14 protein-coding genes and 2 tRNA genes are annotated in these 14,217 nt (G+C 45.1%); 15 read left to right on the forward strand and 1 reads right to left on the reverse strand.

Features of this window, described 5'->3' with window-relative positions; translation table 11 throughout:
- Positions 1 to 477: a transcription elongation factor GreA gene (gene greA / locus ACMXYN_RS01885; RefSeq protein ID WP_415883300.1), complete on the forward strand. Its 477-nt coding sequence runs from the start codon at positions 1 to 3 to the stop codon at positions 475 to 477.
- Between the two features lie 72 nt (positions 478 to 549).
- Here the strand turns inward: greA and ACMXYN_RS01890 are convergent, their stop codons facing one another.
- The gene (locus ACMXYN_RS01890; protein ID WP_415883301.1) at positions 550 to 852 is read right to left on the reverse strand and encodes a YhbY family RNA-binding protein; all 303 of its coding nucleotides are present in this window, start codon (positions 850 to 852) and stop codon (positions 550 to 552) included.
- Positions 853 to 1,001: 149 nt separating this feature from the next.
- On the opposite strand from ACMXYN_RS01890, the gene rlmE reads away from it, so the two are divergent.
- The 14 genes from rlmE to rpsO all read left to right on the forward strand — a co-directional run bounded on the left by rlmE (position 1,002) and on the right by rpsO (position 14,051).
- Positions 1,002 to 1,622, forward strand: a complete 621-nt coding sequence (rlmE, locus tag ACMXYN_RS01895) for a 23S rRNA (uridine(2552)-2'-O)-methyltransferase RlmE (protein ID WP_415893244.1) — start codon at positions 1,002 to 1,004, stop codon at positions 1,620 to 1,622.
- Between the two features lie 101 nt (positions 1,623 to 1,723).
- Positions 1,724 to 3,676, forward strand: coding sequence for an ATP-dependent zinc metalloprotease FtsH (gene ftsH, locus ACMXYN_RS01900; protein ID WP_415893245.1), 1,953 nt, complete (start codon positions 1,724 to 1,726; stop codon positions 3,674 to 3,676).
- Positions 3,677 to 3,757: 81 nt separating this feature from the next.
- Positions 3,758 to 4,609, forward strand: coding sequence for a dihydropteroate synthase (gene folP / locus ACMXYN_RS01905; protein WP_415893246.1), 852 nt, complete (start codon positions 3,758 to 3,760; stop codon positions 4,607 to 4,609).
- Positions 4,610 to 4,625: 16 nt separating this feature from the next.
- Complete coding sequence (gene glmM, locus ACMXYN_RS01910; protein WP_415893247.1) at positions 4,626 to 5,978, forward strand: phosphoglucosamine mutase; 1,353 nt, start codon at positions 4,626 to 4,628, stop codon at positions 5,976 to 5,978.
- Between the two features lie 38 nt (positions 5,979 to 6,016).
- Positions 6,017 to 6,769 carry a triose-phosphate isomerase gene (tpiA, locus tag ACMXYN_RS01915; RefSeq protein WP_415893248.1) on the forward strand — a complete coding sequence of 251 codons (753 nt, stop codon included), beginning with the start codon at positions 6,017 to 6,019 and terminating at the stop codon, positions 6,767 to 6,769.
- A 14-nt stretch (positions 6,770 to 6,783) separates the two neighbouring features.
- On the forward strand, positions 6,784 to 7,167 hold the full coding sequence (gene secG / locus ACMXYN_RS01920; protein WP_415890104.1) for a preprotein translocase subunit SecG: 384 nt from the start codon (positions 6,784 to 6,786) through the stop codon (positions 7,165 to 7,167).
- A gap of 20 nt (positions 7,168 to 7,187) precedes the next feature.
- Positions 7,188 to 7,274: transfer RNA gene (locus tag ACMXYN_RS01925), tRNA-Leu, on the forward strand.
- Positions 7,275 to 7,440: 166 nt separating this feature from the next.
- Positions 7,441 to 7,517, forward strand: a tRNA-Met gene (locus tag ACMXYN_RS01930).
- Positions 7,518 to 7,708: 191 nt separating this feature from the next.
- A complete protein-coding gene (rimP, locus tag ACMXYN_RS01935) occupies positions 7,709 to 8,164 on the forward strand; it encodes a ribosome maturation factor RimP (protein ID WP_415883308.1) in 456 nt (151 codons plus the stop codon).
- Between the two features lie 33 nt (positions 8,165 to 8,197).
- On the forward strand, positions 8,198 to 9,685 hold the full coding sequence (gene nusA, locus ACMXYN_RS01940) for a transcription termination factor NusA (protein ID WP_415893249.1): 1,488 nt from the start codon (positions 8,198 to 8,200) through the stop codon (positions 9,683 to 9,685).
- 27 nt (positions 9,686 to 9,712) lie between these two features.
- On the forward strand, positions 9,713 to 12,250 hold the full coding sequence (infB, locus tag ACMXYN_RS01945) for a translation initiation factor IF-2 (RefSeq protein ID WP_415893250.1): 2,538 nt from the start codon (positions 9,713 to 9,715) through the stop codon (positions 12,248 to 12,250).
- 30 nt (positions 12,251 to 12,280) lie between these two features.
- Complete coding sequence (gene rbfA, locus ACMXYN_RS01950; protein WP_415893252.1) at positions 12,281 to 12,682, forward strand: 30S ribosome-binding factor RbfA; 402 nt, start codon at positions 12,281 to 12,283, stop codon at positions 12,680 to 12,682.
- A gap of 2 nt (positions 12,683 to 12,684) precedes the next feature.
- A complete protein-coding gene (gene truB / locus ACMXYN_RS01955; protein WP_415893253.1) occupies positions 12,685 to 13,659 on the forward strand; it encodes a tRNA pseudouridine(55) synthase TruB in 975 nt (324 codons plus the stop codon).
- Positions 13,660 to 13,781: 122 nt separating this feature from the next.
- A complete protein-coding gene (gene rpsO / locus ACMXYN_RS01960) occupies positions 13,782 to 14,051 on the forward strand; it encodes a 30S ribosomal protein S15 (protein WP_415883313.1) in 270 nt (89 codons plus the stop codon).
- The last annotated feature ends 166 nt before the right edge of the window (positions 14,052 to 14,217 follow it).

Here is a 14,217-nt window from a genome sequence, read left to right on the forward strand (position 1 = left end):
GTGAATCGTGTACCTATGACTGCAGCAGGTGAGAAAGCGCTTCGTGAAGAGCTTGATCAACTGAAAACTGTAGATCGTCCACGCGTAATTGCTGATATTGCAGAAGCACGTGAACACGGTGACCTGAAGGAAAACGCTGAATACCATGCTGCTCGTGAGCAGCAGGGTTTTATCGAAGGTCGTATTCAGGAGCTGGAAGCTAAGCTGTCTAACTGTCAGGTAATTGATGTAACAGCTATTCCGCACTCTGGTAAGGTTATCTTCGGTACTACAGTAACTATCATTAACTTAGATACTGATGAGTCTAAGACTTATCAGATTGTCGGTGATGATGAAGCTGATATTAAAGCGAATAAAATCTCAGTTAATTCACCAATCGCTCGTGGCTTAGTCGGCAAAGAGGAAGGTGATATCGTAAATATTCAGACGCCGGGTGGTGCTACTGAGTATGAGATTGATGAGGTTGCTCATATTTGAGCGGACTAAAAAAAAGGGTGCTTAGGCACCCTTTTTTGTATTTAAGCTGTTTTAATAGATAGCTAAGAGATCTTAACGTAACAAGTTAGATAGTTTTGGATTCGGCTCAAGCGCTCTGCGGTAAATTAGCGCAATATGGCCAATCTCTTGCACTATCTCAGCTTCAACAATTTCGCATAGTTCGCGAATTAGTTGTTTTTTAACGTCGCGATCACCAACAGCAAACTTTACCTTGATCAGTTCGTGATCTTCTAAAGCACGATCGACTTCAAGTTGAATAGCTTCAGTTAGGCCTTTTCCTGCTACAGTTACTAGAGGATTAAGTTTGTGGCCTATAGTGCGGTAATGCTTCTTTTGCTCAGTGCTCAAGCTCATATTAAAATACGTTGCCTCAAAGTTTAGCTGGGCGTTTAATGCGAATATTATCTAATACCCTAGTCCAGCATATTTAATTAATTATATTTTACCTGAGTTATGCGGTTCTGAGTAGCGCATGGCTCATTCAATCAAGAGAGTGAAACGAAGTGGCGAAAGCATCAAGTAGTGAACGTTGGTTAAAAGAACACTTTGATGATCATTGGGTGAAGAAATCCAAAGAACTCGGTTATAGATCGCGTGCTAGTTTTAAGCTGATTGAATTAGATGAAAAAGATAAGCTACTTAAGCAGGGAATGACTGTTGTAGATCTAGGTGCGGCACCTGGGGGATGGTCTCAAGTGGCCGCGGAACGGGTCGGTGATCACGGTCGTGTGGTGGCGTCAGATATTCTGCCAATGGACAGTATGGCGGGTGTAGAGTTCGTTCAAGGTGACTTTACTGAGGAAGAAGTGCTGAATAAAATCCTAAATGCATTAGGAGATGAACCAGCAGACCTTGTAATTTCAGATATGGCCCCCAATATGAGTGGTATGTCTGCTGTTGATCAGCCAGCGGCGATGTATTTGGTTGAGCTTGCTTTGGATATGGCACGCGAGGTGTTAAAGCCTGGAGGTACCTTTGTCGCTAAAGTATTCCAAGGTGAAGGTTTTGATCAATATTTAAAAGATATGCGTACAAGTTTTGACAAAGTGGTTACGCGTAAGCCTGATTCTTCTCGAGCTAGATCCCGTGAAGTGTACCTTTTAGGTAAAGGTTTTAAAGGTTAATTAGTGTTTTAGTGGTCAATCGTGGCTGCATAGTATAGTGTTTAGCGTTTTCTAATAACGCCTAACAAAATCAGCAAATTGAGGGTATTCCATTGAATGATATGGCGAAAAATCTAGTTCTATGGCTGGTGATCGCAGCGGTATTGCTGACTGTTTTTAATAATTTTAATGAAAAGGCCGAGTCTAACCGACTAAGTTACTCTGATTTCGTCAAAGAAGTTCAGGATGATCGTGTAACTAAAGTCATTATTGATGGCTATATTATTCAGGGCCAGCGCTCTAACGGTGATATGTTTGAAACCGTACGCCCAGCGCTTCAGGATCCTAAACTGGTTGATGATCTAATTAATCACAATGTTGTGATTGAAGGTAAGCAACCTGAGCAGCAGAGCATTTGGACTCAGTTGCTAGTCGCTTCTTTCCCTATTCTTGTGATTATCGCAGTGTTCATGTTCTTCATGCGTCAGATGCAAGGCGGCGGTGGAAAAGGCGGTCCGATGTCTTTCGGTAAGTCTAAAGCACGTATGATGAGCGAAGATCAGATTAAAACGACCTTCGATGACGTTGCTGGCGTTGAAGAAGCAAAAGAAGATGTTCGTGAGCTGGTAGATTTTCTTCGTGATCCGGGTAAGTTTCAGCGCCTAGGTGGCCATATTCCACGTGGTGTATTGATGGCGGGTAATCCGGGTACCGGTAAAACCTTGTTGGCGAAAGCAATCGCTGGCGAAGCTAAAGTGCCTTTCTTTAGTATTTCTGGTTCTGACTTCGTAGAGATGTTCGTAGGTGTGGGTGCGTCCCGTGTACGTGACATGTTTGATCAAGCGAAGAAAAATGCTCCATGTATCATCTTTATCGACGAGATTGATGCTGTAGGCCGTCACCGTGGTGTTGGTATGGGTGGTGGTAATGATGAACGTGAACAGACATTGAACCAATTGTTGGTAGAGATGGATGGCTTTGAAGGCAGTGAAGGTATTATCGTAATCGCTGCGACTAACCGTCCAGATGTGCTTGATCCTGCGTTATTACGTCCGGGTCGTTTTGACCGTCAGGTTCATGTAGGCCTGCCTGATATCCTTGGTCGTGAAAAAATTCTTAAAGTGCACATGCGTAAAGTACCATTAGGTGAAGATGTTAAGCCTGATCTGATTGCGCGTGGTACGCCGGGTTTCTCTGGTGCTGATCTAGCAAACCTTGTAAACGAAGCGGCCCTATTTGCAGCACGCGCTAACAAACGCACTGTAAGTATGAATCAGTTTGAGCAAGCGAAAGACAAAATTATGATGGGCGCTGAGCGTAAATCTATGGTTATGTCTGAGAAAGAACGCTTGAATACCGCTTATCATGAAGCTGGTCACGCGATTGTTGGTCGTCTAATGCCAGAACATGATCCTGTGTATAAAGTGTCTATCATTCCACGTGGTCGTGCATTGGGTGTAACGATGTTCTTGCCTGAAGAAGACCGTTATAGCCATAGCCGTCAGTCTATTCTGTCTAATATTTGCTCGCTTTACGGTGGTCGTATTGCTGAGGAAATGACTTTGGGCAAAGAGGGTGTAACCACTGGTGCATCTAATGATATTCAGCGCGCAACTTCATTCGCTCGTAATATGGTGGCGAAGTGGGGGCTAAGCGATGAATTAGGGCCATTGTTATACGATGAAGAAGATGCAGATCCATTTAACCGTGGCTACGGTCAAGGTGCTAAGCCATTAGCGGAAGAAACACAGCGTCGCATTGATACAGAAACACGCAAGATTATCGATGATTGTTACCAGAAGGCAGAGCAGATTCTGGATGATAATCGCGATATCCTAGAGACAATGTGTCAGGCATTAATGAAGTACGAAACGATTGATAGTAAGCAGATCGATCAGTTGATGAGTCGCGAAGAAGTGTCGGCACCTGAAGGTTGGGTGGAAGAAGATAAAAATGGTTCAGACCATGGAGCTAGTGAAAGCGTAAATACTGATACAGAATCAGACGCTGATGATCGATCAGATGATGATTCAGATCAGGACGCTCCTCGCTCACCGGATAATAATATTCACTAAGCTTAAGGTGAATATAAAAAGGCTGGCTTTGTAGAAGGTCAGCCTTTTTTCATTTTATAAAAGTATTGAAGAACGGGATCTATGCGCCAGTTAGTCTGTGGTAATCGAATTCTAAACTTAGCTGATACCCATGTTATGGGGATTTTGAATGTTACGCCTGATTCTTTCTCGGATGGCGGAACGTTGTATTCCAATCAGCAAGTACGGCTGGATAATGTAATTCGACGAGCTGAAGCGATGGTGGCTGCTGGTGCAACAATCTTGGATGTGGGTGGCGAGTCTACCCGTCCAGGTGCTGCTGTTGTAAGTTTAGGTGAAGAGCAGAGTCGAGTGCTTCCTGTTGTAGAGAAAATTTCATTAGAACTAGATGTAGTTATTTCAGTAGATACTAGCACTCCTGAAGTAATTACCGAGTCGGCTAAATTGGGTGCTGGCTTGATCAATGATGTCAGAGCTCTAGGTCGTGAAGGTGCGCTAGAAGCGGCAGCTAATACTGATCTGCCTATCTGCTTAATGCATATGCAGGGCAATCCAGCGACAATGCAAGATGCACCCTTGTATGATGATGTGCTCGACGATGTTGAGCGCTTCTTATTACAGCGGGTGGAAGCATGCGAAGTAGTCGGTATTTCAAAAGACAGATTGTTATTAGATCCAGGGTTCGGATTTGGTAAAAGCATAGAACATAATTTACGTCTGATGAATAATTTAGGCAGACTAAAGAAACATGACCTTCCCTTGCTAATAGGGGCGTCACGAAAGTCGATGATAGGGGCTGTTCTCAATAATGAGGTAGAGCAGCGACTACCGGGTAGCTTAGCCACTGTGGCGATTGCTGTAATGCAAGGTGCAGAGATACTTCGTGTTCATGACGTTGCTGAAACGGTCGATGTAGTGAAAATGACACGCGCGGTTATGGCTGAGACGGTATAAAAAGGAATATAAGTGAATGAGTAAGCGTTATTTTGGTACTGATGGTATTCGTGGCAAGGTTGGTCAATTTCCAGTTACTCCTGATTTTGTGCTTAAGTTGGGTTGGGCTGCAGGTAAAGTATTTTCAAGAGAAGGGCACAGTAAAATACTGATTGGCAAAGACACGCGCATATCAGGTTACATGTTTGAGTCTGCTTTAGAGGCAGGCTTATCTGCTGCTGGTGTGGATGTGTTACTCACCGGTCCAATGCCAACCCCAGCTGTTGCTTATCTAGCGCGCACTTTCCGTGCTGATGCTGGTATCGTCATCAGTGCATCACACAATGCTTATTACGATAACGGCATTAAATTCTTCTCTGCGGAAGGTACTAAACTGCCTGACGAGATTGAGCAGGCGATTGAAGCGCAGATGGATATCGCAATGACTACGGTCGATTCTGCAGAATTAGGTAAAGCGCGTCGTATTGATGATGCTGCTGGTCGTTACATTGAGTTTTGTAAGGCTACTGCTGGCGGTATCAGTCTTAAGGGCTTAAAGATAATCTTAGACTGTGCCAATGGCGCTACCTACCACGTTGCACCGGCAGTGTTTTCGGAGTTGGGTGCAGAGGTTGTTGAGATAGCATCGGCGCCAGATGGTCTAAATATCAATGAAAAATGCGGTGCTACCGCTACACAGCGTTTGCAAACGGTTGTCACAGCAGAAAAAGCTGATTTAGGTATCGCTTTAGATGGTGACGGTGATCGTGTGATTATGGTTGATCACCTCGGTGAAGAAGTCGATGGTGATGAACTTCTATACATGATTGCCGCGCAAATGCGTCGTGAAGGAACGTTTTGTGGCGGGGTAGTCGGGACGTTAATGACTAACTTCGGTCTAGAGCAAGCCTATGCGCGAGAAGGAATTCAATTTGTTCGCGCAAACGTTGGCGATCGTTATGTGATGGAGCAGTTATACAAACGTGAGTGGTTGCTTGGTGGAGAAAGCTCAGGACATATTGTTTGTCGTCATCTGACAACTACGGGTGATGGTACAGTTGCAGCATTGCAGGTACTGAAGGCAATCGTTGAAACAGGTGAGACGTTGAATACTCTTCGTCACGGTATGACCAAATTACCGCAGAAAATGATCAATGTGCGTATGGCGCAAAAGCACAATATTTCAGAAGTTGAAGAGATCAGTGTTGCCGTTGCTAAAACCGAAGCGCAATTAGGTGATCGAGGTCGTGTTCTACTTCGCCCGTCAGGCACTGAACCTGTTGTTCGCGTTATGATCGAGGGTGAAAACGAAGAAGAAGTTAACAGCTTGTGTCAGCAGTTAGCGGATGAGGTTGAAAAAGCACTGCTTGCGCTTGAAAGTTCAGAGTAAGCCAGTTAATATTTGCGCCTCTTTAAATGGGGGTATAAATGCGTACAGCCTTAGTAGCCGGTAACTGGAAAATGAATGGTAATTCAGCATCTATCAATGCATTGATGGAAGGCCTGAATGCTGAGCTTAAAACCAATGCTGTTGATGTGCTGGTTTGTCCGCCGTCTATATACCTCTCTCAAGTAAAAGCATTGACTGCTGATTCTGTTGTTGTGCTGGGTGCGCAGAACGTTAGCGAGCAAAATAACGGTGCTTTTACGGGTGAGATCTCTTTGGAGATGTTGCAAGATTTAAGCTGCGAATACGTCATTCTTGGTCATTCCGAGCGCCGTAGTTTGTATGCTGAGTCAGACGAATTGGTTGCAGATAAGTTTAAAGCAACAGTTGCAGCTGGCTTGAAGCCAATCCTATGTGTTGGTGAAACGCTTGAAGAGCGTGAAGAAGGAAATACACTTGCAGTTGTTGAACGACAGATAAAATCTGTTGTAGATGCTGCAGGGATCGAACAATTTGAAGATGCTGTAATTGCTTATGAGCCAGTATGGGCTATAGGTACGGGTAAAACTGCAACGCCAGAACAGGCGCAAGAAGTGCATGCATCTATTCGTAATATGATTGCTGAATGTGATGCTGAGCTAGCTAGCAAAATGCGTATCTTGTATGGTGGCAGTGTAAATGCTGCTAACGCAGCTGAATTGTTCGCGAATGAAGATGTTGATGGGGGGCTTGTTGGTGGAGCATCCCTTAAAGCAAACGACTTTATTGCCATCTGCCAAGCAGCAGGTGCATAACTAACGGTTCTGAGATGGAAACAGTAGTTTTAATTATTCATGTATTGTTGGCAGCCGCTGTAATTGGCTTAATTTTGCTGCAGCAAGGCAAGGGTGCTGAAGCTGGCGCTTCTTTTGGTGCAGGTGCTTCGCAGACTGTTTTTGGTAGTACCGGTAGCGGTAACTTCCTTTCTCGCGTAACAGGTATTGTTGCTGCGGGTATTTTTGTTACAAGCTTTGTTTTAGCTGTATACGCTAAAGAAAAAGCTGATTCTGTTGGTGATGCAGGTATTCCATCTGCTGAACTTATCGAAAGCAAAGCAGCTGAGTCTGCAGTTGCTGAAGAGCCAGCGCTACCTGTTTTTGATGAGTCTAAGCCAGAAGCGCCTGTAGATTCTGATATTCCTCAAAATAACTAACAGTTTTTTAAAAGTTTGTTGCCCAAGTGGTGGAATTGGTAGACACGCTATCTTGAGGGGGTAGTGGCCGTCAGGCCGTGCCGGTTCAAGTCCGGCCTTGGGCACCATATTTCTTGATTAAGAGCCTCAGTACATATACAATTTGCACCAGTTTTTGGATAAGTGAATTGTTTATTTAGTAAGTCTCTTATTCTTTGAAGTCAAAAAGCTAAATTTCGGTTAGCTGTCCTGACTTCAGATTCACAGAAATGTCGAATCGTTTTAGGTTTTTGATGCGGGGTGGAGCAGCTTGGTAGCTCGTCGGGCTCATAACCCGAAGGTCGTTGGTTCAAATCCAGCCCCCGCTACCAACCTTATTTTTACGTAAGGCCCCTTTTAAGGGGCTTTTTCGTAGGTAAAATGCAGAGTCTTTAATCTAAGGCTTTGTATATCGGGAATGGGTCATTAGACCCATTTTTTGTTTTTGAAATTTACGATGTTGAATGTAACTTATTGTTTTATAAGTATTTAATGTCTTAGTGTTAGAACAGGTGGGTTATTCGTGTCAGCGAAAATGAAACTATTACAAGAGTTGATTGAACCTTCAGTTACAGCGCTGGGGTTTGAGCTCTGGGGTATTGAGTTTCTCTCACAGGGAAAACACAGCACCCTACGGGTGTATATCGATTCTGATAACGGCATTAACGTAGATGATTGCGCTAAAGTCAGCCATCAGGTCAGCGGAATTATGGATGTAGAAGATCCGATTGCCGGTAACTACACCCTTGAGGTGTCCTCTCCAGGTATGGATCGTCCTCTATTTACACTTGAGCAATTTGAAGCCTATGCAGGATCTGTTATTCAGGTTCGCTTACGAATTGCGTTTGAAGGCCGCCGTAAATTTAAAGGTGTGCTGAATGGTGTTGAAGGCGACGACATTCTGGTAGTGGTCGACAATGAAGAATATATGCTGCCGATTGAGTACATCGATCGTGCAAACATTATCCCTCAGTTCTAAACGTGGATTAGAGGTCTTAGGCGAGGCAGAAGCATGAATAAAGAGATTCTGTTGGTTGCGGAAGCAGTTTCTAACGAGAAAGATGTTCCGAAAGAAGTAATTTTCGAGGCGATTGAAGTTGCACTAGCAACAGCAACTAAGAAGCGTTACGACGAAGAAGCGGATATTCGCGTAGTTATTGATCGTACTACAGGCGATTACGAAACTTTCCGCCGCTGGTTGGTTGTAAGCAATGAAGAAGTGCCTGCACTAGGTACTGAGCTGACGATGGAAGAAGCTGAAGAAATCGATGCTTCTCTAGAGCCAGGTAGCGTACATGAAGAACAGGTTGAATCTGTTAAGTTTGGTCGTATTGCGGCACAAACAGCTAAACAAGTTATTGTTCAGAAAGTTCGCGAAGCAGAGCGTGCGAAAGTTGTTGAATTATACCGTGATCGCCAAGGTGAGTTGATCTCGGGCAGTGTTAAAAAAGTAACACGCGATAACATTATTGTAGATCTAGGTAACAATGCTGAAGCATTGCTACCTCGTGATCAGCTAATCCAGCGTGAAGCATTCCGCATGGGTGATCGTGTGCGTGCGGTACTTCTTGAAGTTCGCTCAGAAGGCCGTGGCCCTCAATTGATCTTGAGCCGTTCTTGCAACGAAATGTTGATTGAGCTGTTCCGTATCGAAGTACCAGAGATCTCTGAAGAAGTGATCGAAATTCGTGCGGCATCTCGTGACCCAGGTTCACGTGCCAAGATCGCGGTTAAAACAAATGATGGCCGTATCGATCCTGTTGGTGCATGCGTTGGTATGCGTGGTTCACGTGTGCAGGCTGTATCTAACGAATTGGGCGGTGAGCGTGTTGATATCGTGCTTTGGGACGATAACCCAGCGCAGTTGGTTATCAACGCTATGGCCCCTGCAGATGTTGCATCTATCGTCCTTGACGAAGAAACGCACTCAATGGATGTAGCAGTTGCTGAAGAAAACTTAGCGATGGCGATCGGCCGTAGTGGCCAGAACGTACGTTTGGCTTCCGAGCTTACTGGCTGGGAACTAAACGTAATGACTGAAGAAGATGCTCAAGAGAAGCATCAGTCTGAAGTTGGTTCCGTTATCGATACGTTCATCAACCATCTAGACGTTGATGAAGATGTTGCTGAAGTGTTGGTAGAAGAAGGTTTCACCACACTAGAGGAAGTTGCTTACGTTCCTGTTGATGAAATGTTAGAGATCGATGGTTTCGACGAAGCTATCGTAGAGGAACTACGTAAGCGTGCGAAAGATGCACTTCTAAACCTTGCTATCGCAAGTGAGGAAAAACTAGACAGTGCAGAACCAGCAGCAGACCTGTTGGAGATGGACGGTATGGACAAGCACTTAGCTTACCTACTGGCCGCGCAAGGTGTAATTACTATGGAAGATCTAGCGGAACAGTCTATTGATGACTTGCTAGATATTGAAGGCCTAGATGAAGAGCGAGCTGCAGCGTTAATCATGACTGCTCGTGCACCATGGTTTGCTGAAGAGTAAAGATTAACGGAATAGGAGCCTCCTAACATGGCAGAAGTAACAGTTAAGCAGCTTGCCGAAATGGTTGGTGTTTCCGTTGAGCGTTTGTTAGAACAAATGCAGGAAGCTGGCATTTCAGGTAAAAACGAAACCGCGGAAGTTTCTGAAACTGAGCGTCAATCATTGCTAAATCACCTTAAGCGTAGTCATGGTGAAGATGCAGATGATGCTGAGCCTAAGAAAATTACACTAAAGCGTAAAACTACATCGACTCTAAAAGTATCCGGTGCTTCAGGTAAGAAGAAGACTGTGAACGTTGAAGTACGCAAGAAACGTACTTATGTGAAACGTTCAGAAGTGGAAGGTGCTGAAGGCGAAGCAGATCAGCAAGTGGAAGCACAGAATGCTGAAGAGTTACGCTTAGAAGAAGAGCGTAAACAGCAGGAAGCGGAAGCTCAAGCAGTACGCGAAGCTGAAGAAAAAGCAGCTAAAGAGCGTGAAGCTGAAGAACAGCAGAAGCGCGAGACAGAAGCTAAAGCTGCAGAGCAGAAGAAACAAGAAGCTGAAGCTGCTGAAAAAGCTAAGCAGAAGAAAGAAGAAGAGGCTAAGCGCCGTAAAGCAGAAACAGAACAGCGCTTCAAGGCTCAAGAACAGGCTAAGAAAAACGATTCTGGCAACGATCGTCGTGGCAAAGGCAAGAAAAAAGGCAATGACAACCGTGGTCAGCAGGATCGTCGTGGTGGCAAGATTAGCCGTAACCGCGGTAAGAACGGCAAGCCGCTTTCTAACAAACCTAATGAGCACGGCTTTAAAGAGCCAACTACTCAACAGGTGATCGAAGTATCTATTCCTGAGAGCATCACGGTTGCAGATCTTGCGAAGAAGATGAACGTTAAGGCTGCTGAAGTGATCAAGGTAATGTTTGGTATGGGCGCTATGGCGACTATCAACCAAGTTATCGATCAGGATACAGCAACACTTGTTGTAGAAGAGATGGGTCACACACCTAAGCCAATGCAGGAAAACGCTGTAGAAGAAGCGTTGATGGAAAGCATTCAGGCGCAGCAGGGTGATTCTGAAGGTCGTGCACCAGTTGTAACCGTAATGGGTCACGTAGACCACGGTAAAACGTCTCTACTAGATTACATTCGTTCTTCACGTGTAGCTTCTGGTGAGTCTGGCGGTATTACCCAGCATATCGGTGCCTACCACGTAGATACTGATAACGGCATGGTTACATTCCTAGATACTCCGGGCCACGCAGCGTTTACCGCAATGCGTGCACGTGGTGCTTCTGTAACCGATATTGTAATCCTAGTAGTTGCAGCAGACGATGGCGTAATGCCTCAGACTGAAGAAGCGGTTCAGCACGCGAAAGCGGCTGGTGTGCCTCTAGTTGTTGCTGTGAACAAGATCGATAAAGAACAAGCTGATCCGGATCGTGTTAAAAACGAATTGGCAGCACTGGACGTTATCCCAGAAGAATGGGGTGGTGAAAACCAGTTCGTAAATGTATCTGCTAAATCAGGTCAAGGTATCGAAGAGCTTCTGGATGCAGTATTACTGCAGTCAGAAATTTTAGAACTTGAAGCTGTACCTAATGCGCCTGCTCAGGGTGTAGTAGTTGAATCTCGTCTAGATAAAGGTCGTGGTCCAGTTGCTACTGTACTTGTACAGAACGGTACGCTACGTAAAGGTGATATCGTACTTGCAGGCCTTCACTATGGCCGTGTACGTGCGATGCTGGATGAGAACGGTAAGCCGATCGATTCCGCTGGTCCTGCGATTCCTGTAGAAATCCAAGGTCTGGATGGTACGCCTAACGCGGGTGATGAATTCACAATGGTATCTAACGAGAAGAAAGCACGTGAAGTTGCTCTATTCCGTCAGGGTAAATACCGTGATGTTAAGCTTGCGCGTCAGCAGAAATCTAAGCTTGAAAACCTATTTGCTAACATGCAAGCAGGTGATGTTAAGCAGTTTAATATCGTACTGAAGACAGACGTACGTGGTTCTTTGGAAGCCCTAACGCACGCATTGGAAGATCTATCTACTGATGAAGTTAAGGTAAACATCGTATCTGGTGGTGTCGGTGGTATTGCTGAAACTGATGCTAACCTTGCGGTAACTGCAGATGCATTGATGGTCGGCTTTAACGTTCGTGCTGACGCTCAAGCGCGTCAGGTACTAGAACGCGAAGGTATTGAACTACGTTACTACAGCGTAATCTACGACATCATCGATGACGTTAAACAAGCGATGGGCGGTCTGCTATCTCCTGAGTACCGTGAAGAGATCGTGGGTATTGCTGAAGTACGTGATGTATTTAAAGCGCCTAAGATTGGTGCAGTAGCCGGCTGTATGGTTACAGAAGGTACTGTCTTCCGTAATAAACGAATCCGTGTCCTACGTGAAAACGTTGTTATCTACGAAGGCGAGCTAGAATCTCTACGCCGCTTCAAAGATAACGTGAACGAAGTCCGTCAGGGTATGGAATGTGGTATCGGCGTTAAGAACTACAACGATGTTAAAGTCGGCGACCAGATTGAGGTTTACGACACAGTTGAAGTTCAGCGCACGCTGTAATATTGCAATTCAAGGTAATAAATAACCTTTATGGCACGCGATTATAGTCGTACATCCAGGATTGCTGACCAGCTCCAACGTGAGCTGGCTCAGCTGATCCAGTTTGAAGTAAAAGATCCACGCTTAGGTATGGTTACTGTTAGCCATGTCAAAGTTAGTAAGGATCTAGGTTTTGCTGATGTCTACATCACTGTTTTACCGCTTAATGGTAAAGATGAAGCAGAAGCAATTATTGATTCACTAAAAGTACTGAACAATGCTGCAGGTTTCCTTCGTGGAGAACTTTGTCGTAACGTTCAGCTACGTGTTATGCCGCAACTTCGTTTCCATTTTGATGAAACGATCGAGCGTGGCAGACATCTACATCATCTGATTGAGGCGGCTATCCGTCAGGAAAATCAGAACTCTTCTATAGACGCTGACGAGGAATAATCGTGGGTCGTCGTAGAAAATCCCGAGGCCGGGCGGTCGACGGTGTATTCTTGTTGAATAAACCGTCCGGTATCTCTTCTAATTCCGCTCTACAGCAAGTTCGACGCATTTTTGATGCTGCCAAAGCAGGTCATACAGGTGCTTTGGATCCACTTGCTACAGGTATGCTACCGATCTGTTTAGGTGAGGCGACTAAGTTCTCTCAACACCTGCTCGATTCTGATAAGCGCTATATCACAACAGCTAAGCTTGGTATTCGTACAGATTCTAGTGATGCTGATGGCGCGGTAGTCGAAGTAAAGCCTGTTCCGACCGATCTGACTGAAGACAAGATCGATGGAATTTTGCAGTCAGAGTTTAGCGGTGAGATAGAACAAGTTCCTTCGATGTTTTCAGCGCTGAAACACCAAGGGCAGCCGCTTTATAAGCTGGCTCGAAAGGGTATTCAGGTCGAAGTTAAACCGCGTAAAGTGACGATCCATGAGATCAAATTAAGCGCTTTACGTGATGGTGAGATCGATCTGGAAGTTTTCTGTTCCAAAGGCACCTATATTCGTTCCATCGTTGAAGACTTAGGCCATATTCTTGGCTGCGGTGCACACGTCAAAATGCTCCATAGACTGGATGTTGGGGCATTCACGGCTGACCGAATGATGAGTTTGGATGAGCTACGTGAGTTAGTGCCCGAAAACAGTGCTGAAGAAGAGCAAAAAGGCATACAAATCGAGCTGGATAAGCTATTATTGCCAGCCTGGGCTGCTGTAGATGATCTACCGGCAGTTCGATTAGATGATCAGCAAACCAGTTTGATTATGCATGGCCAATCAGTCCCTAATGCCGATTATGCAGAAGGTAGCTTGATTCGCTTGTTTGGTACATCACTGGATAGCGATGCAGAGCGTTTCTTGGGCGTTGCCGAAGTAGTCGAGCAGCAGCTAAAACCTAAGCGTCTTATCTGCACTGAAGCTGATCAATAAAGATTTTATTTGGTTCTCGTAAGAGGGCCGATGTGGCGTTGTACTGAAAATATGCTCGGTGCATCGTTTCTTTTCAATCCGGCGATCTTAAGATCGTGTGCATATTTTTTAGGAGTAAGAAAATGGCATTAACTGCTGAGAAAAAAGCGGCAATCGTTGCAGATTTCGCTCGCGCTGAAGGCGACACTGGTTCCCCAGAAGTTCAGGTAGCTCTACTATCTGCTAACATCGAAGGTCTACAAGGTCACTTCAAAGCGAACAAACATGACCACCACTCTCGCCGTGGTCTGATCCGCATGGTAAACCAGCGCCGTAAGCTGCTGGACTACCTAAAAGGTAAAGATGCTGATCGTTACCTTGAGCTGATCAAGCGTCTAGGTCTGCGTCGCTAAGTTAGTGTGAATTCTCTGGGGCCATACAATGTATGGCCCCGGTTTTATCTGGGGTAAGAAAAGGTAACTATTTCATCCCGCCCGTACTCAAATGAGTTTTTAGATCTACCCAAAGAGCTTATTTGAGTACTGGCAAGACAGAAGGCATGAAAGTTATCTGCAAACT

Origin of the sequence: Neptuniibacter sp. PT8_73, from assembly GCF_047778045.1 — a bacterium.
Classification (GTDB): domain Bacteria; phylum Pseudomonadota; class Gammaproteobacteria; order Pseudomonadales; family Balneatricaceae; genus Neptuniibacter.